Source organism: Methylibium sp., assembly GCF_965279545.1.
In the GTDB taxonomy this organism is placed as follows: Bacteria; Pseudomonadota; Gammaproteobacteria; order Burkholderiales; family Burkholderiaceae_C; genus Methylibium.
In genome coordinates this window covers 4,479,149-4,505,280 of sequence record NZ_OZ257250.1, presented here as the reverse complement: position 1 = coordinate 4,505,280, position 26,132 = coordinate 4,479,149, and the positions used below count along the sequence as shown (strand labels likewise).

General features: G+C 70.3%; 14 protein-coding genes and 1 tRNA gene. 9 read left to right on the top strand and 6 right to left on the bottom strand.

From position 1 onward, the window contains the following. Positions 1–18: 18 nt before the first annotated feature. Positions 19–3,777 carry a hydantoinase B/oxoprolinase family protein gene (locus ACQY9S_RS21280; protein WP_428422517.1) on the bottom strand — a complete coding sequence of 1,253 codons (3,759 nt, stop codon included), beginning with the start codon at positions 3,775–3,777 and terminating at the stop codon, positions 19–21. A 245-nt stretch (positions 3,778–4,022) separates the two neighbouring features. Here ACQY9S_RS21280 and ACQY9S_RS21275 point away from each other — a divergent pair, with 245 nt between their 5' ends. Then, positions 4,023–6,530 (top strand): GspE/PulE family protein, encoded by a 2,508-nt coding sequence (locus tag ACQY9S_RS21275; RefSeq protein ID WP_428422516.1) that lies wholly within the window; start codon positions 4,023–4,025, stop codon positions 6,528–6,530. A gap of 54 nt (positions 6,531–6,584) precedes the next feature. Here the strand turns inward: ACQY9S_RS21275 and ACQY9S_RS21270 are convergent, their stop codons facing one another. Both ACQY9S_RS21270 and ACQY9S_RS21265 read right to left on the bottom strand, forming a co-directional pair. Beyond that, positions 6,585–9,137 carry a chemotaxis protein CheW gene (locus ACQY9S_RS21270; protein WP_428422515.1) on the bottom strand — a complete coding sequence of 851 codons (2,553 nt, stop codon included), beginning with the start codon at positions 9,135–9,137 and terminating at the stop codon, positions 6,585–6,587. A 104-nt stretch (positions 9,138–9,241) separates the two neighbouring features. Continuing rightward, positions 9,242–11,014, bottom strand: coding sequence for a serine/threonine protein kinase (locus tag ACQY9S_RS21265; RefSeq protein ID WP_428422514.1), 1,773 nt, complete (start codon positions 11,012–11,014; stop codon positions 9,242–9,244). Positions 11,015–11,222: 208 nt separating this feature from the next. Between ACQY9S_RS21265 and ACQY9S_RS21260 the strand changes: the two genes are divergently transcribed. Together ACQY9S_RS21260 and ACQY9S_RS21255 are read left to right on the top strand one after the other, a co-directional pair. Beyond that, on the top strand, positions 11,223–12,092 hold the full coding sequence (locus ACQY9S_RS21260; RefSeq protein WP_428422513.1) for an NAD(P)-dependent oxidoreductase: 870 nt from the start codon (positions 11,223–11,225) through the stop codon (positions 12,090–12,092). 31 nt (positions 12,093–12,123) lie between these two features. Continuing rightward, positions 12,124–12,199, top strand: a tRNA-Ala gene (locus ACQY9S_RS21255). A 119-nt stretch (positions 12,200–12,318) separates the two neighbouring features. Here the strand turns inward: ACQY9S_RS21255 and ACQY9S_RS21250 are convergent. From ACQY9S_RS21250 to ACQY9S_RS21240, 3 genes are all read right to left on the bottom strand, one after another. Continuing rightward, positions 12,319–13,599 carry a TRAP transporter large permease gene (locus tag ACQY9S_RS21250; protein WP_428422512.1) on the bottom strand — a complete coding sequence of 427 codons (1,281 nt, stop codon included), beginning with the start codon at positions 13,597–13,599 and terminating at the stop codon, positions 12,319–12,321. Then, positions 13,596–14,216 (bottom strand): TRAP transporter small permease, encoded by a 621-nt coding sequence (locus tag ACQY9S_RS21245; RefSeq protein ID WP_428425838.1) that lies wholly within the window; start codon positions 14,214–14,216, stop codon positions 13,596–13,598. The genes ACQY9S_RS21250 and ACQY9S_RS21245 overlap by 4 nt, the downstream gene beginning before the upstream one ends. 76 nt (positions 14,217–14,292) lie before the next feature. Further along, positions 14,293–15,321, bottom strand: a complete 1,029-nt coding sequence (locus ACQY9S_RS21240; protein ID WP_428422511.1) for a TRAP transporter substrate-binding protein — start codon at positions 15,319–15,321, stop codon at positions 14,293–14,295. Between the two features lie 177 nt (positions 15,322–15,498). Here ACQY9S_RS21240 and ACQY9S_RS21235 point away from each other — a divergent pair, with 177 nt between their 5' ends. The 6 genes from ACQY9S_RS21235 (at position 15,499) to ACQY9S_RS21210 (ending at position 26,114) form a co-directional block, all read left to right on the top strand. Further along, on the top strand, positions 15,499–17,478 hold the full coding sequence (locus ACQY9S_RS21235) for a sensor histidine kinase (protein WP_428422510.1): 1,980 nt from the start codon (positions 15,499–15,501) through the stop codon (positions 17,476–17,478). A 147-nt stretch (positions 17,479–17,625) separates the two neighbouring features. Further along, positions 17,626–18,237 carry a response regulator transcription factor gene (locus ACQY9S_RS21230; RefSeq protein WP_428422509.1) on the top strand — a complete coding sequence of 204 codons (612 nt, stop codon included), beginning with the start codon at positions 17,626–17,628 and terminating at the stop codon, positions 18,235–18,237. A gap of 148 nt (positions 18,238–18,385) precedes the next feature. Beyond that, the gene (locus tag ACQY9S_RS21225; protein ID WP_428422508.1) at positions 18,386–20,389 is read left to right on the top strand and encodes a TonB-dependent receptor plug domain-containing protein; all 2,004 of its coding nucleotides are present in this window, start codon (positions 18,386–18,388) and stop codon (positions 20,387–20,389) included. A gap of 83 nt (positions 20,390–20,472) precedes the next feature. Then, on the top strand, positions 20,473–20,976 hold the full coding sequence (locus tag ACQY9S_RS21220; RefSeq protein WP_428422507.1) for a YfiR family protein: 504 nt from the start codon (positions 20,473–20,475) through the stop codon (positions 20,974–20,976). Between the two features lie 45 nt (positions 20,977–21,021). Further along, positions 21,022–23,430, top strand: a complete 2,409-nt coding sequence (locus ACQY9S_RS21215) for a response regulator (protein WP_428422506.1) — start codon at positions 21,022–21,024, stop codon at positions 23,428–23,430. A gap of 164 nt (positions 23,431–23,594) precedes the next feature. Continuing rightward, positions 23,595–26,114: a hypothetical protein gene (locus ACQY9S_RS21210; RefSeq protein WP_428422505.1), complete on the top strand. Its 2,520-nt coding sequence runs from the start codon at positions 23,595–23,597 to the stop codon at positions 26,112–26,114. The last annotated feature ends 18 nt before the right edge of the window (positions 26,115–26,132 follow it).

The following is a 26,132-nucleotide window of genomic DNA, read 5'->3' as shown; positions in this document are numbered from 1 at the left end:
GACCGGCCGGCGTCGGGCTCAGGACGCGGGCGGACCGTAGCCGCCGCCGCCGGGCGTCTCGATCACGAACACGTCGCCGCGGGCCATCTCGACCGAACCGAGGTGTTCCAGCACCTCGACGCGCCCGCGCAGCGGTCCGTCCGGCGCGCGCTCGACCCGGTTGACGCCCAGGGCACCGGGCGCCCCGCCGGCCAGGCCGAAAGCCGGCACGCGGCGGCCGTTGCTGAGAATGCTGGCCGTCATCGACTCGAGAAAGCGCAGCCGCCGCACGCCGCCGTCGCCGCCGCAGTGCCGCCCGGCCCCGCCCGAGCCCCGGCGGATCGCATAGCTCTCCAGCCGCACCGGGAAGCGGAACTCCAGCACCTCCGGGTCGGTGAGCCGCGAGTTGGTCATGTGGGTCTGCACGACGGCCGTGCCGTCGAAGTCCGGCCCGGCGCCGCTGCCGCCGGAGAGGGTTTCGTAGTATTGGTGGCGCGCATTGCCGAAGGTGAAGTTGTTCATCGTGCACTGGCTCGCCGCCATCGCGCCGAGCGCGCCGTAGAGCGCATTGGTCACGCACATCGAGGTCTCGACGTTGCCGGCCACCACCGCGGCGGGCGGGCGCGGGTTCAGCAAGGAGCCCTCGGGCACGATCACGCGCAGCGGCTTCAGGCAACCGGCGTTCAGCGGGATGTCGTCGCCCACCAGCGTGCGAAAGACATAGAGCACCGCGGCCATCGTCACCGACTTCGGCGCGTTGAAGTTGTTGCCCTGCTGCGCGCTGCTGCCGCTGAAGTCGATCGTCGCGCTGCGCGCGCCGGCCGCCACGCTCACCTGCACGGTGATCTGCGCGCCGTTGTCCAGCGGCAGCGTGAACCGGCCGTGGCCGATCGACGCGGCGAGCACCGTGATGACGCGGCGCACGCTCTCTTCGGCGTTGTCCTGCACATGCTGCATGTAGGCCTGCACCGTGGCCAGACCCACCTGGGCCACCAGCGCGCGCAGTTCCTGCGCGCCCTTCTCGTTGGCGGCGATCTGCGCACGCAGGTCGGCCAGGTTCTGCTGCGGGTTGCGCGCCGGGTGCGCGCCGGCCCCCAGCGCGGCCAGCAGCTCGGCCTCGCGCAGGCGGGGGGCGGGGCCACCCTCGACGAGACGGAAGTTGTCGAGCAGCACGCCCTCGTCGTCGATGCTGCGCGAGAACGGCGGCATCGAACCCGGCGTGATGCCGCCGACGTCGGCATGGTGGCCTCGCGACGCGACGTAGAACACCGGCTTCGCCCCCTCGGCCCGCGGCTCTACGCCCTCTCCCTCGGGGAGAGGGTTGGGGTGAGGGCTGCGGTCCGCCGGCCCCTCGCCCCCGCCCTCTCCCCGGCGGGGCGAGGGGGGCTCCAGGAACACCGGCGTCACCACCGTGATGTCCGGCAAATGCGTGCCACCGTGATACGGGTCGTTCAGCACGAACACGTCGCCGGGCGTCAGGCCGGGATTGCGCGCGATCACGGTCTTGATCGATTCGCTCATCGAGCCCAGGTGCACCGGCATGTGCGGCGCGTTGGCGATCAGCTCGCCGGCGCCGTCGAACAGCGCGCAGGAGAAGTCGAGCCGCTCCTTGATGTTGACCGAGTGGGCCGTGTTCTGCAGCCGCAGGCCCATCTGCTCGGCGATGTTCATGAAGAGGTTGTTGAAGACCTCCAGGCGCACCGGATCGACCACGGTGCCGATCGCGTGGCGCAGCGCGCGCGGCCGCACGCGCGCCAGCTCCAGCGCGCCCCGTGCCGTGAGCCGGGCCTGCCAGCCGGGCTCGACCACCGTCGTCCCATTGCGCTCGGCGATCACCGCCGGCCCGTCGATCCGGGCGCCGGGCTGCAGCGCCTCGCGCTGGTACAGCCCGGCGTCGCGCCAACCGTCGGCCGCGTCGCCGTCGGCCGGCACATGCATGCGCACCATCGCCAGCGGCGCGGGCCGATGCGGACTGCCGTCCATCGCAAGGCCTGCCGGCAGCGGCTCGCCGGCACCGACCGCTTCGACCGACACCGCCTCGATCACCAGCGGCTTGCCCGCCATCAGGAAGGCATAGCGCTGGCGGTAGGCGGCCTCGAAGCGATCGCGCAGCGCGCGCTCGTCACCGTCGGCCAGCACCAGGGCCGTGTCGGTGCCCTCGTAGCGCACATGCACGCGGCGCAGCACGTCGATGCGCCCGGCCGCCACGCCCTGCGCCGCCAGTTCCGTGCGCGCCTCGGCGGCCAGCGCATCGAGCCGCGCCGCTGCAGCGGCCAGGCCCTCGGCATCGAGCCGCCGCTCGACGGCGGCCTCGCGCATCGCGGTCTGGTCGGCCAGGCCCATGCCGTAGGCCGACAGCACACCGGCCAGCGGGTGGATGAAGACGCGCTCCATGCCCAGCGCATCGGCGACCGCGCAGGCATGCTGGCCGCCGGCCCCGCCGAAGCACTGCAGCGTGTAGCCGCTCACGTCGTGACCGCGCGCGACCGAGATGCGCTTGATCGCATTGGCCATGTTGGCCACCGCGATCTGCAGCGCGCCGGCCGCCACGTCCTCGGCCAGCGTGGCACGGCCGGTCGCCTGGGTGATCTGCTGCGCCAGCACGCCGAAGCGCCGCACCACGGGCTCGGCGTCCAGCGGTTCGTCGCCGCGCGGCCCGAACACCGCCGGAAAGTGCGCCGGCTGGAGACGCCCGAGCAGCAGGTTCGCGTCGGTCGTCGTCAGCGGCCCGCCGCGGCGGTAGCAGGCCGGGCCGGGGTCGGCGCCGGCCGACTCGGGGCCGACGCGCAGCCGCGCACCGTCGAAGCGCACGATCGAGCCGCCGCCGGCCGCGACGGTGTGGATGCTCATCATCGGCGCGCGCAGCCGCACGCCGGCGACCTGGGTCTCGAAGGCGCGCTCGAACTCGCCCGCGTAGTGCGACACGTCGGTCGAGGTGCCGCCCATGTCGAAGCCGATCACGCGCTCGTGGCCGGCCTCGAGCGCGGTGCGCACCATGCCGACGATGCCGCCGGCCGGGCCGGACAGCACCGCGTCCTTGCCCTGGAAGCGATCGGCCTGCGCCAGCCCGCCCGAGCTCTGCATGAAGTACAGCGGCACGCCCGGCATCTGCGCGGCCACGCGCTCCACGTAGCGGCGCAGGATCGGCGACAGATAGGCGTCGACCACCGTGGTGTCGCCGCGCGACACGAACTTCATCAAGGGGCTGACCTCGTGCGACACCGACACCTGCGTGAAGCCGACCTCGCGCGCAACGCGCGCCGCCGCCGCCTCGTGCTGCGGGTAGCGGTAGCCGTGCATGAAGACGATCGCGCAGGCCCGCAGGCCGGCATCGAAGGCGGCCCACAACCGCTCGCGCAGCGCCGCCTCGTCGAGCGGCTCGACCACCTCGCCGTGCGCGCCGATGCGCTCGGCCGCCTCGACCACGCGCCGGTAGAGCAGTTCGGGCAGCACGATGTGGCGCTCGAACAGCTTGGGCCGGGCCTGGTAGGCGATGCGCAGCGCGTCACGGAAGCCACGGGTCGTGACCAGCAGCGTCGGCTCGCCCTTGCGCTCGAGCAGCGCGTTGGTCGCCACCGTCGTGCCCATCTTCACGCACTCGACCTGGGCGGCGGTGATGGCCGCACCCGCCGGCAGGCCGAGCAGGCGGCGCACGCCCTCGACCGCCGCGTCGGGGTACTGGCCCGGGTTCTCGCTGAGCAGCTTGGCGGTGTGCAGGCGGCCGTCGGGCGCCCGGCCGATCACGTCGGTGAAGGTGCCTCCGCGGTCGATCCAGAACTGCCAGCGCTTCGCGTCCATGCCTCGCTATCCGGTTGCCCGCGGCCAGGCGGCGTGTCGAACCGCGGCCCGTTGCCGGGCATCCTACCTGCGCGCTCGCGCACGCGCGGCCCGGGCGGGCAGTGGGCGATCTGCCAGGGATATTGCCCGCTTTTCCCCGGTTCTCGCGCCGAAGCCCTCTCTACGATGCCATGGCGACCCCGCGTGTCGCTTGCCTTTGCCTCGCCGCAACACCTACCGCCATGACCGATCTTTCGCTGCCACCGATGTCACCGCCCCGCAAGGGCGGCACAGCGATGTCCGATGATCCGCAGACGCCGCGCTCGGGTCGCCAGCCCGCCTTCAGCTGGCCCACGCCGCCCTACGCGGGCTATCCGCAGGCGAGCGAGCAGAGCCAACCCGAGCCCTGCGCGATCGAGGGGCTCAACGGCAAGCTCGTCAGCGGCAGGCTCGTGCTCTTCTCTCCCGAGGAAGAGATGGCGAGCGTGCAGATCCCGCCCGCGCGCTCCACGATGCCGCTGAAGTTCTCCCGCTTCCGCTCGCTGATGCTCACCGAGCCGCTGGTGCCGACCGCGCCGCATCGCGACGATCCCCATGCCGCGGTGCTGACGCATCGCCCGCGCAGCCACTACAAGCTGCAGATGAAGAGCGGTGACGCGATGGCGGGCGAGACCATCGGCCACGTCGAGACGCCGTTCGGCGTGTTCCTGTTCCCGCCGCTCGACGAAAGCGGCCGCGTGACGCGCCTGTTCGTCCCCGGCGAGGGCATCGCCGCGCGCGAGATCGGTCCGCGCCTCGGGGATCTGCTGGTCGAGAGCCAGGCGGCCACCGCCGAGCAGGTGGACGAGGCGGCGCAGATGCAGCAGAGCCTGCGCAAGCAGAAGCTCGGCGACATCCTCGTCACGCAGCGCAGCGTGACGTCCGACCAGCTGCTCGAGGCGATCGTGCAGCAGAGCAAGATGCCGATGGTGCGCATCGGCGAGGCGCTGATCGCGCTGGGCATGATCGACCACCAGCAACTCGACGAGGCGCTGGAGCAGCAGAAGGTGGACCGCGGCGTGCCGATCGGCGAGCTGCTGGTGCGGCTGGGCCGGGTGTCACGCCAGGACCTGCAGACCGCGCTGGCGCGCAAGATGGGCTATCCCATCGTCGACGCCAGCAGCTTCCCGATCGAGGCCGACGCGCTGCGCAAGCTGCCCTATCCGACCGCGCAGCGCCTGAACGCGCTGCCACTGCTGCTGCGCGACACGACGCTGGTGGTCGCGGTGGAAGATCCGTCGAAGCGCGGCGCGCTCGACGAGATCGAGTTCGCCAGCCAGTGCAAGGTTGCGCCGGTGCTGGCGCGCCACCACGACATCCTGGCCACGCTGCACGGCGCCTATGCGCGCATCGGCGTCGAAGTGGCCGGCGATGCACCCGAAGCCAACGCCATGGAGCTGGTGGATCTGGCCGACGCCGGCAAGCTGCTCGAGAGCCTGGAGCGTGAAGGCGCCGACCACCAGAAGGGCGAGAAGCAGATCGAGCAGAGCGACAACTCGCTCGTGCGCCTGATCCACACGATGATCATCGAGGCCCACAACCAGGGCGTCAGCGACATCCACATCGAGAACTATCCGGGCCGCGACAAGCTCAAGATCCGCTTCCGCAAGGACGGCATCCTGAAGCCCTACCTCGAGCTGCCCCACACCTACCGCAGCGCGATCATCGGGCGCATCAAGATCATGTGCGACCTCGACATCTCCGAGCGTCGCAAGCCGCAGGACGGCAAGATCAATTTCGCCAAGTTCTCGGCCGGGCACAAGCTCGAGCTGCGCGTCGCGACGATCCCGACCAACAACGGCCTCGAGGACGTGGTGATGCGCCTGCTGGCCTCGGCCAGGCCGGTGCCGCTCGACAAGCTCGGCTTCAGCGAACGCCACCTGGCGCAGATCAAGACCGCGATGGAGCGGCCCTACGGCCTGGTGCTGTGCGTCGGCCCCACCGGCTCGGGCAAGACCACCACGCTGCACTCGGCGATCAGCCACATCAACGTGCCCGAGCGCAAGATCTGGACCGCCGAGGACCCGATCGAGATCACCCAGGCCGGCCTGCGCCAGGTGCAGGTGAATCCGAAGATCGAATGGACCTTCGCGAAGGCGCTGCGCGCCTTCCTGCGTGCCGACCCGGACGTGATCATGGTCGGCGAGGTGCGCGACGGCGAGACGGCGCGCATCGCGGTCGAGGCCTCGCTGACCGGCCACCTGGTGCTGTCGACCCTGCACACCAACAGCGCGCCCGAGACCGTGACCCGCCTGCTCGACATGGGCATGGACCCGTTCAACTTCGCCGACTCGCTGCTGCTGGTGCTGGCGCAGCGCCTGGTGCGCCGCCTGTGCGCCGAGTGTCGCGTGAGCCGGCCGATGACCGAGGCCGAGACCGAGGTGCTGCTGGACGATCACATGTTCGTGCTGCACCCGCCGGACCCGGCCGCCGCCCGTGCCGCGGTGCGCGAAGGCTGGCTGGGGCGCTTCGGCCGCGACGGCCGCCTGGTGCACCACCACAGCCCCGGTTGCCCGGCCTGCGGCCACACCGGATTCCGCGGCCGCTGCGGCATCCATGAACTGATGCCGATGTCGCGCGAGCTGCGCCGCCTGATCCAGACCGGTGCACGCGCCGAGGTGCTGCAGCAGCTGGCCCTCACCGAAGGCATGCTGACCCTGCGGCAGGACGGCATCGAGAAGGTGCTGCAGGGCTGGACGTCGATCGACGAAGTGCGCGCCACGAGCAACGTCTGAGCGCCTCCAGGGCCGTGCTGCGCCCAGCCCGTCCCCCCGCGGGGGTCACCCGGGTCAGGCGGAGCTGTCGGCGAAGGCCGGCGCCTTGCCGTGCGGCACGTCCTTCGTGATCCCCAGGCGCGTGAACAAGCGTGCCACGTCGAGCACCTGGATCATCAGGCGCCCCTCGTTGGCCTTGATCAGGTGCGACACCAGCGCCTGCGCACCGCCGCCGAGCTGCGGCGCCCGCGTGATCCGCTGCGCCGCGAACGCCGGCACGCCGTGAAGCTCGCTGACCAGCAGGCCGATCTCGACCTCCTGGTGCCGCAGCACCACGACCTGGCTGGTGTCGCTGACCCCCGTGGGCCGGCCGCTCAGCAGCGAGCCGAGGTCGAAGGCCCACAGATAGCCCTCGACGCGCCCCTCACGCCGACGCGCCAGCATGCCGATGCGGTGCGGCACCTCGCCCGTCGACACGGCGGTCAGGTCCCGCGCCGGCAGCGCCTCGATCACATGCTCGGCCGGCAGGGCCATCAGCGCCGCATCGATGAAGAAGGTGGCGAACTCGGCGCCGCTCGCGATGGTCGTTCCCTCGGCCAGTTGCGTGAGCGCCCGGTGCCGTGCCGTGAGCTGCGGGGCGCGCACTTCGCCGAGCGACTGGAAGGCCACCGCCAGCACATCCTCCACGTAGCCGTCGGTCCGCTTGAACTCGCGATAGCCGTTGGAGACCGAGCAGCCGACCAGGGTGTAGCGGCCATCGCGCACGATCACCCGCGACGCGCTGCCGCCGTTGCCCAGGGTCAGGAACTCCGGCGGCAGATCGAGCGCGCCGCCGACCGGGCACGACGCGTCGGTGCTCGCGATGACGTGGCCGCGGCGATCCACGAACAGCGCCGACATGTCGGGCTGGGCGCCGATGCCGCCGCTCAGCATCGCCTCGAACTCGGCCGCCGAGTTGAAGGCGATGCCGATGCCGCCGACCACCGTGGCCTCGTCGTTCAATGCGCGCACCGCGGCGTGATAGACATAGGTCGGCAGCCCGTCGCAGAGCGCAGACGGACGGAACGGCGTCACGTGATAGGACTGCGAGTCGGGCAGCGCCAGCACGGCCCGCAGCGTGTCGTCCTCGATCGTGCCGTCGACGACGCTGCTCCGGCCGCGCGGCTCGCTCGCCGCGACGATGCGTCCGCTGCGGTCGTAGACGACGAGCCGCGTGTAGACGGTGTAGAGCGCGTGGATGCCTTCGAGCAGCGCGGTGAGCATGCGGCGCTCGGACTCGTCGAGCGCCGGCTGCGCGAGCGCGCTGCGCAGCTCGGGCGTCATCGCCCACCAGCGGCAGTCGTCGGAGCGCTCGTAGAGGTTGCGGTCGAGCAGCTCGACCAGCAGCTGCGTCGTGAACTCCGCGCTCGCGAGGCTGGACGCGAGCACCGTGTCGTACAGGTCGCGGATCGAACGCGCGAACAGCTCGTTGCTGCGCGCGCCGGTGTCGCTGATCTGCTCCAGCACGGTCTTGAGGCGGCGCAGGTCGCCGCCCTCGCCGGCCGTCATCACCTGGCCGTTCCACACCACGCGCCGGATGCCGTCGGCGGCGGTGACGATCTCGTAGAGCGGCGGGCAGAAGCTGCGCGCGTGCGACAGCAGCCCTTCGGCGACGGCCTCGTCGAGGCGCTCCAGCACGCCCCCGGCCCGGCCGCTGAAGGCGACTTCGAGCGGGATCATCACCTGGCCCTGCCAACCGGGCGGCCCGGCGTAGCCCTGGTAGCCGTCGGACACGAAGGTCTGGACCAGGTAGGTGCGCCCGGCGTGGATGCACAGCTCGGGCTGCGCCGAGCGGTTCACCGGCACCACCCCGCCCAGCGGCAGCCATTGCTCGTCGGCCGACGCGATGACGCGGTTGTCGGCGTCGAGCAGCACGATGTTGGAGCGGCCGTCCCGGCCATGGCGCGACGCGAAGATGCTCGCCATCTCCGTCTCGAAACCGAACACCAGGCACAGGACACCGACCGGCTGCCCGCCGCGCGGGTCCAGCATGCGCCGCGAGTAGACCAGCGAGCGCGGCCGGCCCGGCCGCAGGTCGGTCGCGCGAAAGCTTTCGACATAGGTGTCGCTCGCCAGCGACTGCGCGACCAGCGGATCGCGGCTGCCTTCGATCGGCGAATGCGCGTCGATGTGGGCCAGCACGGCGCCCCGGGTGTCGAGCAGCACGATCTCGTCGTAGACGGTGTACTTGTCGCGGTAGGCGCGCAGCCGCTCGACCACGGCCTCGCGCGTGCCGCCGATGCCGGCGACGTACTCGCACAGCTCCCGGTCGGTCGCGAGGAAGCCGACATCGGCGGTGCGCTCGTAGAGGTTGCGCACGATGATGTCGATCACGTGGCGTGCGCGGGTGCCCAGCTCGGCCATCACGTTGGCCACCTTCTGGTGCACGAGGCTGCTGACCAGCTCCGTTTCGAGGCGCTGGAAGCCCTCGCGCGTGGCGGCCATCATCGGCAGGATGCCGCTCGCTTCTTCGGCGCAGTTCATCTTGGCCGACGCTTCGATCATGCGCCACGTCAGGTTGAGTTCACGCAGCGATTCGTCGCAGCGCACCACGTCCCGCATGTGCGGGAGAAACCCGTCGATGTCCATTCGTGTGCTTGCCTTGCGGCCCGGCAGGCCGATGCGGCACCGCAGCAATGTCCATGCCCGGCGCGGCACGCGCCGAGCGGTGCGGGCCCTAGGGCCTGTTCACGCTACCGGAGGGCACACGCCCGGGTTGCACAGGCCCTAGGCAGCAGCGCCGCATCGACCGCGCGCTGCGCCTGCTGCACGGCGTTGCTCAGCTCGCCCTGGCCGAGCACCAGCGCTCGCGCATAGCGCTGGCTCACGCGGGCCAGCGCCGCCGCCGTGCCGACGGCGCGCGACTCCTGCGACGCCGTCGCGGCCGCGGCCTCGACGGCGACGCTCGCCAGCAGGCGCAGCGTGTCGCCGCGGTGGTCGGGCGTGCGCACCGGCGCATCGAGCGAGACGCGCCGCATCGCATGCAGCACGGCCTCGTCGAAACCCCAGTGGCGCGCGACGGCGAGCGCCAGCGTTTCGAGTTCGACGCCGATCACGGCGCAGGCCGCCGCCGCCTCGGTCATGCCGCGCGGGCCGCCGGGCTCGGGATCGACGAGGCGGTGGATCTGCTCGGCCTCCTCGGGGAAGTGATAGCGCACGAGCAGCGTGCCCAGGTGCTGCAGCAGCGCGAGCAGGAAGGCCTCCTCGCCGTCCATGTCGGCCGGACACAGCGTGCGCGCGATGTGTGCCGCCAGCCGCGCCTCGCGCAGGCTCGCGGCCAGCGCGTCGGCGCCGGCCTGCGCGAGCGCGCCCGGCCAGGGGCGCAGGCCGCTCGCGACAGGGCGCAGCCCTTGCACGCCGAGCAGTTGCACGGCGCGCCGCACAGTGGTCACGCCGCCGGCGGCGTGCGCGGCGAACTGGGCCGCATTGACCTGGCGCAGCAGCTCGAAGGCGAGCGCCGGATCCTGGATGATCAGCTCCGCCATTTCATCGATGCGCTGCTGCTCCATCGCCGCCACCGCCGACACGCGGGCCAGCAGGCCCGGCAAGGCCGGCAGGTGACCGACGCTGTGCAGCCGGTCGAGCAGCAGCGCGAGCACGCCACCGCCGCCGTCGGCCTGGGCCTCGAGCCAGCCCTGCAGCGCACGCTGCAGGCTGCGCGCGCCGAGGTAGCGGCGTTGCGGTTCGCGCTCGGTCGCGCGGTTGGCGATGGCCCGCAAGGCATCGGGCACTGGCTGCGGTGTGGTCCAGCCCAGGCGGACGATCTCGCGGTCCAGGCGCAGGAGGGCGGTCGGCGGATCGGCTTCATCGAGCGCCGGTTGCCCGGCCAGCAGCCGGTGCAGCAGCAGACCGCAGGCCTGCAGGTCACGCGCACCGGCATCGCGCTGCGAGCGCAGCGCGCCCGGGTCGACCGCCAGCGCCGAGCCGCCGGCCGGCAAGGAGCTCGATGCCGACACGTCGGCGCCGGGCAGCAGCAGCGCGTGGCCCTGCGGATCGATCAGCACGCTGTAGCCGCCGACATCGCCGTGGGCCAGACCGGCCTCGTGCACGAAGGCCAGCCCCTGCAACACGTCGCACAGCCACTGCGCCGCCTGCGCCGGTGACGGCAGCTCGCCGCGGGCCAGGTGGACATCGAGCGTGAGGCCGGGCACGGCAGGCCCGGCCAGGAAAGGCCAGCGCTCCTCGACCCCGACCTCCGTGACCGGCAGCAGTTGCGGATGGTTCAGGCGCGCCGCGTGGCGCGCGCCGCGCAGCCAGGCCTCGAGCGCGGCCGCATCGACCGGCTGCTGGCGCGGCAAGGTGAGATAGCGGTCGGCCCCGGCAGCGGGGTCGTGCGCCAGCCACAGCATCGTGCGGCTGCTCTTGCCGAGCAGCTGCTTCAGTTCGAAACGGCCGAGCCGCCGGCTCACGGACGAGCCGGCCGGCAAGGCGCCGGGCGTGGTGATCGGGGCAGCGGACATCGGCATCGACAAGGATTCACGCGATTGGACCGCGAGACGCCCGCCGCCGAAGGCGGGAACTGGGGGGCCGGGACCGGCTTATTCCGGCACGAACCGAGGCACGGACCTCCGCACCGGCACCGGCACGAGCGCACCGTCCGCGGCCCGGCCGGCGATGACCGGGGCCGCGCTTCCTATACTGGCGCCGCCGCTGCAACCCCGGGAGTGTTTGCCGATGAAACTGGCCCTGCTAGGCACCGGACTGATGGGCGCCCCGATGGCGCGCCGCCTGTGCGCCACCGGCCTGGACCTGACCGTGTGGAACCGCACCCGCGCCAAGGCCCAGGCGCTGGCGGCCGATGGCGCGCGGGTGGCCGACACGCCGGCCGCCGCGGTGCGCGAGGCCGACGCCACGATCACGATGCTCGAACACGGCGATGCGGTGCAGGAACTGCTGTTCACGCACGGCGTGGCCGACGCGCTGCCGCGCGGCGCGCTGCTGGTGGACATGAGCTCCATCAGGCCGGCACAGGCACGCGCCCATGCCGCCGCGCTGGCCGAACGCGGCGTGGCTCATCTCGACGCCCCCGTGTCCGGCGGCACCGTGGGCGCCGAGGCCGGCAGCCTGGCCATCATGGCCGGCGGCGACGCCGCCGATTTCGAGCGCGCCCTGCCGCTGTTCGCGCCGCTCGGCCGCGCCACGCACGTGGGCCCGCACGGCGCCGGCCAGCTGGCGAAGCTGGCCAACCAGATGATCGTCGGCATCACCATCGGCGCCGTGGCCGAGGCCCTGCTGCTGGCCGAGCGCGGCGGCGCCGACCCGGCCAAGGTGCGCGAGGCCCTGCGCGGCGGCTTCGCCGACAGCCGCATCCTCGAAGTGCACGGCCAGCGCATGGTCGAGCGCGACTTCGCCAAGCGCGCCGCGATCACGGTGCAGCTCAAGGACCTGCGCAACGCGCTGGCCACGGGCGCCGAACTCGGCTTCGACGCCCCGATCACGCAGCTCTTCGAGCAGCTCTACAGCAGTGCGGCCGAGCACGGCTGGCCAGACGCCGACCACGCCGGCCTGTGGCTGGAACTGGCCCGGCGCAACGGCATGGACTGAGCCTCGATCGGCTACACTGGCGACCGTCTGTGGGGGGGTAGCTCAGCTGGGAGAGCGCCGCGTTCGCAATGCGGAGGTCGGGAGTTCGATCCTCCTCCTCTCCACCAACCGGACATCCATGAAAACCGGCCAGGTGGCCGGTTTTTCTTGGTTGAACGCTCCTCGCTCGGCGTCAGACAGGCCCGAAGGAAGTGCAGCGAAGTGGCGCAAGCGGCTCGCCAGCGCCCTACTTCAGCAACAGGTGCGGCAGCCACAGCGACAGGGCCGGCCAGTAGGTCACGATCACGAGGAACACCAGCATCGTGAGCAGCCACGGCCACACGGCCACGGTGAGCTCGCTGATGCCCATCTTGGTGATGCCCGAGGCCACGTACAGGTTCAGCCCCACCGGCGGGTGGCACATGCCCACCTCCATGTTGACGATGATGAGGATGCCGAAGTGCACCGGGTCGATGCCCAGCTTCATCGCCACCGGGAACAGGATGGGCGCCATGATCAGGATGATCGACGACGGCTCCATGAAGTTGCCCGCCACCAGCAGCAGGACGTTGACCACCAGCAGGAAGGCGATGGGGCCCAGGCCCATGGTCACCAGCCAGTCGGCCAGGTGCTGCGGGATCTGCTCGTTGGCCAGCACGAACGAGAACAGCACCGCGTTCGTGATGATGTACAGCAGCATCGCGCTCATGTTCGCGGAGCTGAGCAGCACGCGCGGCACGTCTTTCAGGCCGATGTCCTTGTAGACGAACACCGCCACGATGAAGGCGTACACCGCCGCCATCGCCGCCGCCTCGGTGGGCGTGAACAGGCCGCTGTAGATGCCGCCCATCACCACCACGATCAGCAGCAGGCCCCAGAAGGAGTCGCGCAGCGCCTTCCAGCGCTCGCCCCAGCCGGCCTTGGGCTGGCGCGGGTAGTTGTTCTTGCGCGCGCGCCACCAGGTGGTCAGCCCGAGCATGAACGCCAGCACCGCGCCCGGCACCACGCCGGCAAGGAACAGGCCGCTGAGCGAGGTGTTGGTCGACACCGAGTACATCACCATGGCGATCGACGGCGGGATCAGGATGCCCAGCGCGCCCGATGTCGTGATCACGCCGGCACCGAAGCGCGGCGGGAAGCCCGCCTTCACCATCGCCGGCAGCATGATCGAGCCGATCGCCACCACGCAGGCCGGCGACGAGCCCGACAGCGCGGCGAACAGCGCGCAGGCCAGCACCGAGGCCAGCCCGAGGCCGCCGTACCAGTGCCCCACCAGCGAGCTGGCGAACTTGATCATCCGCTTGGCCACTCCGCCGTGGGTGAGGAAGTTGCCCGCCAGGATGAAGAACGGGATCGCCATGATCTCGAACTTCTCGATGCCGGTGAACAGCTTGAGCGCGACCGATTCGAGCGGCACCTGCGTGAAGCCGAAGATGAAGCTCATCACGGTCAGGCCGAGCGCGATCGAGATGGGCATGCCCGTGAGCATGAGCAGCACGAGCAGGCCGAAGATGATGAGGCCGTTCATGCCTTGGCTCCTTGCAGCGCATCGGCTTCGGCGCTTTCGAGGCCCTCGACGTGGCCGTGGTCGTGCTTCGGCAGTTCGCCGGTGTGGATGAAGTTCCACGCCACCTGCAGGAAGCGGAAGCACATCAGCGACGAGCCGAGCGGAATGGCGCAGTAGATGATCCAGGTGGGCCATTCGAGGTCGGGCGTGACCGGGCCTTCGGTGAGGCCGTCCAGGTTCAGCCCGAAGAACTTGTAGAACGCGTGGTGCGCGCCGTTCTCCCACACGAAGTTCGCACCCAGCAGGGCCACCGTGCCGGTGAACAAGGCCCCCGCCAGCAGGCCGATGACGACGAACCGCGCATGGTTCTTCGGCGCGAGGCGATTGATGAAGACGTCGACGCCGACGTGAATGCCGGTGCGCACGCCATAGGCCGCGCCGAACTTGGCCATCCACACGAAGAGGTAGATGGTCGCCTCCTGCGCCCACGAGAAGTTCAGCGAGAGCAACCAGTCCTGCAGGCCCGGGATCGGCATGCCCGACAGGTAGCGGTGCATCACCGCAAAGAAGATGATGAGCGTGGCCGCTCCCATCAGCGCGGTGATGATCCACTCTTCCAGATGGTTCAGGAATCGCATGAACATGGTGGTCTCCTCGCGGGCGCCCTCACGGGGGCGCATCTTGTCGTTCGGTCGGGCGCGGCCCCGGGGGGGCTCACTTCGGCATCGCGAAACCCGTGGCGTTGTAGACGGCCGCGACGGTGTCCTTGCCGACGCGCGATTCCATTTCCTTGTGGACCGGCATCACCGCCTTCTTCCATTCGTTGAGCTCGGCGGGCGTGGGGGTGTAGATCGTGACCTTGCCGCTGGCCTTGATCTTGTCCATGGCGGTCGCGTTCTCGGTGGCTGCGATCGCGTTGGCGTAGGTGGTTGCGTCCTTCACCGCGCCTTCGAGGGTGGTGCGGACGTCGGCCGGCAAGCCGTCCCAGAATTTCTTGTTGGCGATCAGTGCATAGGCCAGGTGGCCGTGGTTGGAGACCGTCATGTGCTTTTGCACTTCGTAGATCTTCTGCGTGTAGAAGTTGGACGGAACCCCCTCGGTGCCGTCGACGACGCCGGTCTGCAGCGCCTGGTACAGCTCGCTGAAGGCCATCACCTGCGGGATCGCGCCCAGCGCGCGCATCTGCGCGTCGAGCACCTTCGAGCTCTGGATGCGCATCTTCAGGCCCTTGAAATCGGCCACCGCGTGCAGCGGCTTGTTCGCGCTCATGATGTGGAAGCCGTTGTCCCAGTAGGCCAGGCCCTTCACGCCCTTGGGCTCGAGCTTCTTGAACAGATCGGCACCCACGGGGCCGGTCGTCACGGCACGGAAAGCGGCGGCGTCCTTGAAGATGAAGGGCAGGTCGAAGACCTCGAATTCCTTCACGCCCAGCGGCGCGAACTTGGCCAGCGACGGTGCAAGCATCTGCACCGAGCCGAGTTGCAGCGCCTCCATCTCCTCCTTGTCCTTGTAGAGCTGGCTGTTCGGGAAGACCTCGACCTTCACGCGCCCCTGGGTGCGCTCTTCGGCCAGCTCCTTGAAGCGCTGGGCGCCCTTGCCCTTGGGCGTGTCGGCGGCGACGACGTGGCTGAACTTGATGACGATGGGAGCCTGCGCAAAGGCGGCCTGCGGGGCGGCGCCGAAGGCGGCGATGGCGAAGGCGGCGGCGGTCAACGCCCCCCGGCGGGTGAGGAAATGCGACATGGCTTGTCTCCTGCTGTCTGTCTGTAGGCCGAACGGTCGGTTTGAACGCGGGTGCCGCAGGTTCATTCCGGGCTGGCGCATTCTGGGCGCGAGGCTCCGCGGCCGGTAGTTGTGGAGTTCCACATTTGTGGGCCGGCGGGTGCGCCACGGCGCCTGCGCGAATCTAGACTTGCCCGCATGTCCAGACCGGCCCAGCCGACTCCCGGCGTGGCAGTGATCCCGCCGCCGCGCCCCACGCTCGCGCTGCCGCCGCGCCCGGCGCTGCGGCGCGGGCTGTGGGCTCTGCCGCTGCTGCTGTCGCTGGCCTTCGTCGCGGCGGTGCTGGCCTGGTTGCGCAGCAACGAGCGCGCCGACCTGGAGCTGCAGCGGCTGGAGCTGATCTCCGACGCGCTGTCGCTCGAATCCCAGGTCAGCGGCCGGGTCGACCGCGAGTCACAGCTGCTGCGCGAGCTGGCGGCGCACCTTCGGGAGAACCCGAACGCGGCACTGGCGTTCGCGGCGATGCCGGAGGTTCAACAGGGCCTGCGCCGCTTCTGGATCAGCCTGACCTGGCTCGACGCCGCCAACCGCATCGTGGCCCACCTGCCCGAGCAGGCTCCCGTGCCGAGCCTCGAGGCCGCCGCGCTCGCGCAGACCGCAGGCCTCTCGGCCCATCTGGCGGCGCCGCTGCCGGGCGGCGGGGCGATCGTGGCCCGCTACTCGCCGACCGAAATGCTGCGCCAGAACGTGCCGTGGTGGCTGACGCGCAAGTACGACGTGCGCATCGTCGGCAACCAGGGCGAGGTGACGGCATCGACCACCGAGGGCCGCGAACTGCCCGGCCGCCAGAGCTACCGCATCAGCATGGCGCCGACCTTCAGCGACTCCTACCTGGAGTTGATTGCGCGCGATCAGGTGCCGAAGTGGTACCGGACCTTCCCCATCGCGATGGTGGCGGGCTTCGTGCTGCTGATCGCCGGCATCACCTGGATGCTGCGCCGCCAGGTGCACGACGTCTCGCGCGCCGAGGCCGCGTGGCGGACCGAAGCCGCCTGGCGCAGCGCGATGGAAGACTCGCTCACCGTCGGCCTGCGCGCCCGCGATCTCGATGGCCGGCTCGTGTACGTCAACCGTGCGCTGTGCGACATGGTCGGCCTGCCGCCCGAGGCGCTGGTCGGCAAGATGCCGCCGATGCCCTACTGGCCGGCGGAATCGACCGAGGAATTCATGCTGCGCCACCAGCGCAACATGGCGGGCGAGGCGCCGCGCGAAGGCTACGAGGCACGCTGGCGCCACCGCGACGGCCGGCTGCTCGACGTCAGGATCTACGAGGCACCGCTCGTCGATGCCCGCAACCGGCACATCGGCTGGATGGGCTCGATCCTCGACATCACCGCCACCAAGCGCGCCGAGGAGCGCGAACGCCATCAGGTCGACACGATGACGCACCACGCCCGCCTGACGATGCTCGGAGAGGTGGCCTCGACGCTGGCCCATGAGCTGAACCAGCCGCTCACCGCGATCTCCAGCTACAACGCCGGCGTCATCAACTCGATGCAGCGGCAGGCCGCGCCCGACCCGGTGTTGTTGCGTGCGCTGCAGCGCCTGGGCGAGCAGGCCGCGCACGCCGGGCGCATCGTGCAGCGCATCCGCGAGTTCCTGACCCGGCGCGAGCCGCAGCTGGAGCCCTGCGCACTGAACGCGGTCGTCGAAGGCGGCGTTGCCTTGCTGCGCCGCGAGCTGGAGCGCCAGCGCGTGCAGCTGGACCTGCGCCTGGATCCTGCACTGCCGCTGGTGGTGGCCGACGCGGTGCTGATCGAGCAGGTCGTCATCAACCTCGTGCGCAACGCGAGCGACGCGCTCGGCGACATGCCCGGTGAGCGCCGCATCGAGGCCCGCACCTTGCGCACGCCCGATCACCGCTTCGTCCGCATCGACGTGCGAGACAACGGCCCCGGCCTGCAGGGGCGCCCCGTCGAAGCGCTGTGCGCGGCGTTCTATTCCACCAAACGCGAAGGCATGGGCATGGGCCTGGCGATCTGCCGCTCCATCGTCGAGGCCCACCACGGCGCGCTCGACGCGAGCGACGTGCCGGGCGGCGGCGCCTGCTTCTCGCTCACGCTGCCGGCCAACCTGGTGACCTCGGCGCCCGCGGTCGACGAGGAGGAAGTGGCATGAGCCGCGCCGGGCCGCGGAGGGGCCCCTTCGTGGCCCTCTGCGAAGGCTCCCACCCGGCGGGACCGCACGAAGTGCGCAGGGTGCACCAATGAGCCGGCGGTCCGTCCCCGGGGTGAACACCGCGGTGCGAAGCACGGAGCCTGCCCGATGACGGCGCCCGCGGGAATCGTCTACCTGCTCGACGACGAAGCCGCGGTGCTGGACGCACTGGGCTTCATGCTCGCCTCGCGCGGGCTCGACGTGCGCGCGCACGCGAGCGGGCCGGAGCTGCTCGCGACCGTGGACCGCACGCCGCGGCCCTTGCAGGGCGTGTTCCTGCTCGACATCCGCATGGAGCCGATGTCGGGCCTGCGCGTGCACGAGGAGCTGATGGCGCGGCGCCTGCGCAACCCGGTGCTGTTCCTGAGCGGGCACGGCGACATCCCGATGGCGGTGCAAGCCCTCAAGCGCGGCGCGTTCGACTTTCTCGAGAAGCCCTACAGCGACAACGCGCTGGCCGACCGCGTCGAGCAGGCGCTGGCGGTCGACGCCGCCATGCACCACCACGACGCCCGCGCCGACGAGCGCGAGGCGCGCCTGGGCAGCCTGACCGACCGCGAGCGCGAGGTGATGGCGCGCGTGGCGGCCGGCAAGCTCAACAAGGTGATCGCCGACGAACTCCATGTGTCGGTGCGCACGGTGGAAGTGCACCGGGCACGCGTCTACGCGAAGCTGGGCGTGCGCTCGGCGGCGGAAGTGGCCACGGTGCTGGCGGGCTGAAGCCTGTTCGCACGGGTCGATCCGGCCGGACCCGATCCGGCCGGTCGAGTTTCTCAAGTTTCCTTCGATGCGGCCGATAGGACCAGGGGGCGCTGCCCCTGGTGTCGAGCTGCGACGCCGCCCATCGAAGGAACGCCGGAAATCCAACATGACTGCCTCCACCGCCGGCGCGCCCGAGTCGCCGTCCGCCTTGCAGCGGCGCAAGCTGACACTCTGCGTGGCACTTGCCGTCGCGATGCCGGCGCGAGCGGCAACGGTGGACTTGACCACGGTGGACATGGAGCAGCTGATGCAGCTCACGGTGGTGAGTGCCGCCAAGTACGAGCAACAGCAGAGCGAAGTGGCCGCCGCGGCGAGCATCATCACGCGCCAGGAAATCCAGGCCTTCGGCTGGCGCACGCTCGGCGAGGCCCTGGCAAGCCTGCCCGGCCTCTACACCACCTACGACCGGCAGTACACCTACCTCGGCGCGCGCGGCTTCGGACTGCCGGGGGACTTCAACACCCGCGTGCTGCTGACCATCGATGGCAACCGGGTCAACGACCCGCTCTACGACGGTGCGGCGTTCGGGAGGGAATTCCCGCTCGACCTGGACCTGGTCGAGCGCATCGAGTACATCCCCGGCCCCGGCGGCTCGGTCTACGGCCAGAACGCGATGTACGGCGTAGTGAACGTGATCACCCGGACCGGGGCCGACCTCGGCGGCACCGAACTCGCGGCGGCCTACCAGGGCCCGCAGTCGTTGCGGGAAGGACGCGCGAGCTGGGGCACGGTGCTGGACAACGACATCGATGTGCTGGTTTCGGCTTCAGGGATGCGTTCCCGCGGACAGGACAACTTCCATGACTTCGGTTCCGCCGGCGTGTCCGGCGTGGCCGCCGGCCTGGATGGCGAGCGCAACCGGCAGTTCCTGGCACGCGCCGCCCGCGGACCCTGGGCGGTCGAATTTGTCCAGGGGGATCGTCGCAAGGACGATCCGACCGCGGCGTACCTTTCCGACCCGCTGGTGCCGGGCCAGTACGAACGGGATCGCTACTCGCTGGCCCAACTCCAGTACCAGGACCGCGACGCGGACAACGCGCTGCAGGTGGCGGGGCGGCTGTTCGCGGGCCAGCAGCGGTTCCGCAGCGTGTTCGTCTACGGCGGGGTGCCCATCGCCTCGCCGGCCATCAGCGAATGGCACGGCGCCGAGCTGCGCCTGGTGTCCGCCGCGCGGGCCGATCACAAGCTGATGCTGGGGCTGGAGTACCAGGGCAACGCCCGCATCGACCAGGCAGTGCTGGACCCGAGCCAGCCGGCGAACGACATTCACATTTCAGCGCCGGGTTACCGCGCCGGCGTCTTCGCGCAGGACGAATGGCGCCTGGCCGGGTCGCTGACCACCACCCTCGGCCTGCGCATCGACCGCAACGACGTCACGGGCACGGCGCTGAGCCCGCGCGCCGCATTGATCTGGCAGGCGACACCGGCAACGACCCTCAAGGCCTTGTACGGCAAGGCCCACCGCGCCCCCAATGCGTTCGAGAGCAAGTTCGACGATGGAGTTTCACAGGTTGCCAATACCCGACTGCAGGCCGAAGTCATCGACACCCGCGAACTCGTGGCCGATCACCGGATCGGCCGCGACCTGGCGCTGCGCGCGTCGGTCTACGAGTGGAGTCTGCATGACCTCATCCTCCTCGGCATCGACCCGGTGTCCGGCCTGACGCAGTACCAGTCGTCGGGCGGTGTGGTGAAAGCCCGCGGCCTCGAGTTGTCGGCCGACAAGACCTGGGGCGGCGGTGCCCGCCTGCGGGGCAACCTGTCGTTGCAGGACGTCAACGCCGCGGGCGGCACCGGCCTGCCCAACTCCCCCAAGCTGCTGGCCCGGCTCAATCTCTCCGGCCCGCTGCCGGTGGCAGGGCTTCTCGTGGGATACGAGCTGCGCTACGACGGCCCGCGCCGCACGGTTGCCGGCGCCGAGCAGGGCGGCTACGCCGTGTCGAACCTGCACCTCGGCACCCAGGTCCTGGCCAAGGGCCTGGACCTGTCGCTGGGCATCCAGAACCTGTTCGACAAGCGCTACGCGCAACCGGCCGCCGGCGGCAACTGGCAGGACGTGCTGGCCCAGGACGGCCGCAGCGCCCGCGTCATGCTGCGCTACCGCTACTGAGCGAAATGACTCTCTCGTCTCTTGCGGCGGCCGGCTCGGCAGCGAGGATGTCGCGATGGCGACCTGCGGCCCACCTCCTGTCGATGGTCCTGGGCATTTGCGGGCTGCTGTCGTTCGCACCGGCCGTGCTGGGCGACAACCTGCCGGAATATCGCCTGAAGGCCGCCTTTCTCTACAACTTCGCGGTCTTCACCGAGTGGCCCATCGAGGTCGGCACCACGCTCAAGCTGTGCGTCCTCGGCCGCGATCCCTTCGGCCCGGAACTCGACGAGCTGAACGGCAAGGCGATCGGCGGACGCAGCCTCGTCGTGCAGCGCCTGGCCGGCAGCCAGCCGCTGAGCGGCTGCCAGGTGCTGTTCATCGCCCCGTCCGCCATCGGCGGTCTGCCGCGCGTGCTCGAGGCCGTAAGCGGCAGCCCGGTCCTGACGGTCGCGGACAGCCCGCACGCTGCGCGCGAGGGCGTGGCCATCAACATGGCGGTGCGCGATTCGAAGGTGCTGTTCGAGGTCAACCTGAAGGCGGTGCGCGGGGCGCGTCTGAACCTCAGCTCCAAGCTGCTGCGCCTGGCGAAGGAGGTCTACCAATGATCCGGCGCCACGACAGCCCTGGCCGCTAGGAGGATCGGCACTGCCATGCACGCCCTGCTGCAAACCCTGTCGATCAAGTCGCGGATCATCGCCGTGGCCGTGGCGACGACCACGCTCGCCCTGCTCGCCGCTTCAGCGATCTTCGTCTTCAACCAGACGGCGGCGGCCCGCGACGCGATGGTGTCGTCGGCCACGGCGCTGGCACGCGTGTCCGCCATCAACGCGGCCGCTGCGCTGGCGTTCCGCGACGAGTCGGCCGCGGCCGAAATCGCCGCCGCACTGGCCCGGGAAGCCGACGTGCTGGCGGTCGAGATCTACCTCGTCGACGGCAAGCACTTCGCTTCCGCCCGCAGCGGCGACCCGAGCTTGCAGGCGCTCGTCCAGCGTGTCGCGGGCGGCGACCGGCTGCGCACGCCAGGGCGCGCGGGTCTGAACGGCGGGGCGCCCGCATCGCACAACTTCGAGGCGGGCTACCTGGAACTGGTGCAAGGCATCGAGGTCAACGGCACAACGGTCGGCCGTCTCGACCTGATGGTCGCCGACACCCGGCTGCAGGCGCAGATCCGCCGCCAGCTTGGCTTCGCCGCGCTCGTGTTCGCGGGGGCCCTGCTCGTGGCCTGCCTGCTGGCCTCGCGGCTGCAGCGCATCATCTCCGAGCCGCTGCTGCACCTGGCCGCCACGATGTGCGAAGTCTCGCGCCGGGGCGACTATGCGCTGCGCGCAAGCAAGACGAGCGGTGACGAAAGCGGCCTCCTGATCGACGGCTTCAACGCGATGCTGGGTCAGATCCAGGGCCGGGACGCGGCACTGGCGCAGGCCGTGGCCGATCTGGAAGTCGCCAAGCGGCAGGCCGACGCGGCGAATGCAGCCAAGTCGCAGTTCCTCGCCACGATGAGCCACGAGATCCGCACGCCGATGAACGGCGTGCTGGGCATGGCCGAACTCCTGCTCGGCACCGAACTGGCGCCCAACCAGCTGCGGTTCGCAACGACCATCAGCCACTCGGGTCGAGCCCTGCTGACGATCATCAACGACGTCCTCGACTACTCCAGGATCGAAGCGGGCAAGCTGGCGCTGGAGAACATCGAGTTCGATCTCGTCGAGAGCGTCGAGGAAATCGCCGTGCTGATGGCCGGCGCGGCACAGGACAAGGGCCTGGAGCTGGTCACGCGGCTCGCTCCGGACCTGCCCAGGATGGTGAGGGGAGATTCGGGCCGGTTGCGGCAGATCCTGCTCAACCTCGTCGGCAACGCCATCAAGTTCACGCCGCGCGGCGAAGTCGTGACGACGGTGGACGTCGTGACGATCGACGATCAGCACATGCAGCTGCGCTTCGCGGTGCGCGACACCGGCATCGGACTCGACCGGACCGCCCAGGAGGGGATCTTCGACGCCTTCACCCAGGCCGACAATTCGACCACTCGCCGCTTCGGCGGCAGCGGCTTGGGCTTATCGATCGCCAAGCGGCTGGTCAAGCTCATGCAGGGCGACATCGGCGTGACGAGCGAGCCCGCGCAGGGCTCCACATTCTGGTTCACGGCATGCTTCGCCAGCGCGTCGGCCAGCAGCGCACTGCCGATGCCGCAGCTGCACGGCTTGCGCGTGCTGGTGGTCGACGACAACGCGGCCAGCCGGGAAGCATTGCATGACCAGCTCAACGCCTGGGGCGTGAGCGGCGGCTGCGCCGAAGGCGCGGCGACGGCACTCGAGATGTTGTTCGCGGCCGCGGCGCGCGGCGCGCCCTACGACGCCGCACTGATCGACATGAACATGCCCGGCATCGACGGGCTGGAGCTGGCCCGTCTGGTGCGCAGCGTGCCGGAAATCGCCGGCGTGCGGATCGTGCTGTTGACCGCCGCCGACGAGCTGCCGGCGGCAGCCCGGATCCAGGCCTGGGGCGTGCAGCACGTCCTGCCCAAGCCGGTGCGACAGGCGCAGCTGTTCGACAGCCTGGCCGATGTCACGACGCGGAGCGAGCCGCCGGCATGCGCGGCGCCCGGCGCCCGGGTGGCGGGGCGCACCGCCCGCGTGCTGGTTGCCGAAGACAACCTGGTGAACCAGCAGGTCGCTCTCGGCATGCTCGAGTGGCTGGGCTGCACGGCCGATGTGGTCTCGAACGGGCGCGAAGCGCTGGCCGCGGTGCAGACGTCCGACTACGACCTGATCCTGATGGACGTGCACATGCCGGAGATGGACGGCTTCGAGGCCACCCGCCGGATTCGCGCCTGGGAGCGCGACACGGGACGGCGCGCCGCGCTGCCCATTGTTGCCTTGACGGCGAACGCACTGTCGGGCGATCGCAGCCTCTGCCTGGCCGCCGGCATGACCGACTATGCGAGCAAGCCCATCACACCGGCCGCTCTGAGCGACGCCCTCGAGCGCCACATCGACGCCTCGGCGGCCGACCGGGGCAGCAGGGAGCGCTCGGTCGACGCGACCTGCAGCCCCGGGTGAATCCAACGGAGCTGTCGGGCCCTCGCAGCTAGGGATGGCTCACGCTGCGGACCGCATCGACACTCGCCGCGACCATGGATCGCCCTGCCGGGTTCGAGCCATGGTGCCGCCCGGACCCACCCAGCGACAGGCACCAGGCCGACCGGCAGAGAAGGAGGATTGTCATGATCCAACGATGCTGCAGCGCCGCACGCCTGTCACTGCTGATGGTCTGCCTGGCCTGGGCCGGGTGCTCCAGGCCGCCGCAGCCCGGCGCGGTTCTCGACGAAGCCAGGCAAGCGGGTCGCGACCTGGCCTCGTTCCCGCACGCCTCGGAGGACTACTTCCACGACATGGACGGCGGCCTGGCGCTGTCGCCCGAGGAGATCAAGGGCCGCAACATGTGGCTGGTGTGGAGCGGCGGCAACGACCGCTTCTGGGACCGCATGACCGACTACACCTTCGGCGCGTTCGACCTGCTGAAGATCGTCAGCTCGCACCCCAGCCAGGGTTACTCGCGAACGAACCGCTGGGCCTACCTCGGCCTGGTGAACGAGCCGTGCTTCGAGAGCGCAACCGGGCCCGACCCGAATCGCCGCGGCCTGTGGCTCGACGTTCGCACGAAGGACTGCGCGCCCGACCCGTTCGAGAACGAAGGCAAGTACCCGGGCGTGGCGATCGGTGCGCGCGGCAAGCCGCTGGGTGATGGCAGCACCCTGCCGGTCGGATCGTTCTACGGCTACGCCTCCGGCATCGCCGGCCTGCGCCTGTTCCCCAATCCGGCGTTCGACGAAAAGGCCGCGAAGGCTTGGAACGCCGAGAAGTACTACACCGACCCGGCCTACTACAACCGCGAGGATCTGGTCCGCCCGTACCGCGTCGGCATGTCCTGCGGCTTCTGCCATCTGGGCCCGAGCCCGGTGAATCCGCCGGACGATCCGGCGCACCCGAAGTTCGCCAACCTCAGCTCGTCGGTCGGCGCGCAGTACATGTGGGTCGACCGGCTCTTCATCCCCAACGCGAACAAGCCCGAGGGCCAGCGGAACTATATGTTCCAGCTCGCGCACACCTTCCGGCCAGGCACGATGGACACCTCGCTGGTGTCGACCGACAGCATCAACAACCCGCGCACCATGAACGCGGTCTACGACTTCATGGCGCGCATGGGCGTGGCCAGGCAGATCGGCAAGGAGAAGCTCGCCGGCGGCGAACTCGACAACAAGCAGTTCAACGACGTGCTCGCGAGCGGGCCGCTGCTCGACTTCTATTCCAAGCCGGACGCGATGGTGCGCACGCCCCATGTGCTGAAGGACGGCGCCGATTCGGTAGGCCTGCTCGGTGCCCTCAACCGGGTCTATCTCAACATCGGCCTGTTCAGCGAGGAGTGGCTGCTGCATTTCAACCCGATCGTGGGCGGCAAGACGATCACGCCGATCCGGATCGCCGACGCGCAGAAGAACTCGACCTACTGGCAGGCGACCGAAGCGGGCACGCCGAACACCGCGCTGTTCTTCCTGAAGGCGGCGCAGCCCGACCGGCTCGCGGCTGCCCTCGGCGGTGGCCGCTACCTGAGCGCCGACAGCGCCACGCTGGAGCGCGGCAAGCTCGTGTTCGCCGACACCTGCGCGCGCTGCCATTCGAGCAAGGCGCCCGCGCTGCTGGCCGAGCTCAACGCGGCGCAATGCCAGGGCGCGGGCTACATGGAGTGCTTCAAGCGCTACTGGGCGCAGACCCAGACCGAAGACTACAAGGCGCAGATGCGCAGGATCGTCCAGGCGCCCGACTTCCTGCAGGGCAACTACCTGTCCACCGAAGCGCGCATTCCGTCGACCCTGCTGCGCACCAACGCCTGCAGCCCGCTCGCGACCAACGCCCTGGCCGGCAACATCTGGGACAACTTCTCGTCGCAGACCTACAAGCAGTTGCCGTCGGTCGGAACGGTCACGCTCAGCGACCCCTTCACCGGCGAACCGATGCCGTACGCGATGCCGGCCGGGGGCCGCGGCTACACGCGGGTGCCCTCGCTGATCAGCATCTGGTCGACCGCGCCCTTCCTGCTGAACAACTCCGTCGGCCCGTTCGACGTCAGCCCCTCGGTCGAGAGCCGCATGAAGGTGTTCGACGCCTCGATCGAGCAGATGCTGTGGCCCGAGAAGCGCGAGCGTGATGCACTGCTGGGCGACAAGATCCCCGGCCTGATCGATCGCACCACGCAGCGCAGCGAGGTGAGCATTCCGATCGGCTTCGTGCCCGAGGCGATGCAGCCGCTGCAGGGCCGGCTGCACCGCTGGCTGCCGTGGCTGGTGGCCGAGGGCGGCGACATCGTGCTCGGCCCGATCCCGCAGGGCGTTCCGGTCGGCCTGCTGTCGAACCTGAAGCTGCGCGCCGAGAGCGACAGCCTGGGCGACAAGGCCAGCCATGTGGCGGACATCGGCGACTTCCTGCTCAAGCTCAAGGTCGATCTGGCCACGGCCCCCGCGAACGCCAGCGACGAAGAGCTGCGCAAGCGCTTCGCGAACCTGAAGGCGCCGATGATGGCGCTGAGCAAGTGCCCGGATTTCGTCGTCAATCGCGGTCACTATTTCGGCACCGCCGAGTTCAACAGGCAGGACGGGCTCAGCGCCGACGAGAAGGCCTTCGGCCGCGAACCGGAGTTGAGCGACGCGGACAAGCGCGCGCTGATCGCCTTCCTCAAGACGTTCTGACAGGCAGCGTCCGACCAC

Coding starts and splice junctions, on each gene's coding strand:
- ACQY9S_RS21270 (WP_428422515.1), bottom strand. CDS start 9,137: ATGGACATCGACGGGTTTCTCCCGCACATGCGGGACGTGGTGCGCTGC.
- ACQY9S_RS21275 (WP_428422516.1), top strand. CDS start 4,023: ATGTCACCGCCCCGCAAGGGCGGCACAGCGATGTCCGATGATCCGCAG.
- ACQY9S_RS21215 (WP_428422506.1), top strand. CDS start 21,022: ATGCACGCCCTGCTGCAAACCCTGTCGATCAAGTCGCGGATCATCGCC.
- ACQY9S_RS21240 (WP_428422511.1), bottom strand. CDS start 15,321: ATGTCGCATTTCCTCACCCGCCGGGGGGCGTTGACCGCCGCCGCCTTC.
- ACQY9S_RS21265 (WP_428422514.1), bottom strand. CDS start 11,014: ATGCCGATGTCCGCTGCCCCGATCACCACGCCCGGCGCCTTGCCGGCC.
- ACQY9S_RS21210 (WP_428422505.1), top strand. CDS start 23,595: ATGATCCAACGATGCTGCAGCGCCGCACGCCTGTCACTGCTGATGGTC.
- ACQY9S_RS21280 (WP_428422517.1), bottom strand. CDS start 3,777: ATGGACGCGAAGCGCTGGCAGTTCTGGATCGACCGCGGAGGCACCTTC.
- ACQY9S_RS21260 (WP_428422513.1), top strand. CDS start 11,223: ATGAAACTGGCCCTGCTAGGCACCGGACTGATGGGCGCCCCGATGGCG.
- ACQY9S_RS21250 (WP_428422512.1), bottom strand. CDS start 13,599: ATGAACGGCCTCATCATCTTCGGCCTGCTCGTGCTGCTCATGCTCACG.
- ACQY9S_RS21235 (WP_428422510.1), top strand. CDS start 15,499: ATGTCCAGACCGGCCCAGCCGACTCCCGGCGTGGCAGTGATCCCGCCG.
- ACQY9S_RS21245 (WP_428425838.1), bottom strand. CDS start 14,216: ATGCGATTCCTGAACCATCTGGAAGAGTGGATCATCACCGCGCTGATG.
- ACQY9S_RS21230 (WP_428422509.1), top strand. CDS start 17,626: ATGACGGCGCCCGCGGGAATCGTCTACCTGCTCGACGACGAAGCCGCG.
- ACQY9S_RS21225 (WP_428422508.1), top strand. CDS start 18,386: ATGACTGCCTCCACCGCCGGCGCGCCCGAGTCGCCGTCCGCCTTGCAG.
- ACQY9S_RS21220 (WP_428422507.1), top strand. CDS start 20,473: ATGGTCCTGGGCATTTGCGGGCTGCTGTCGTTCGCACCGGCCGTGCTG.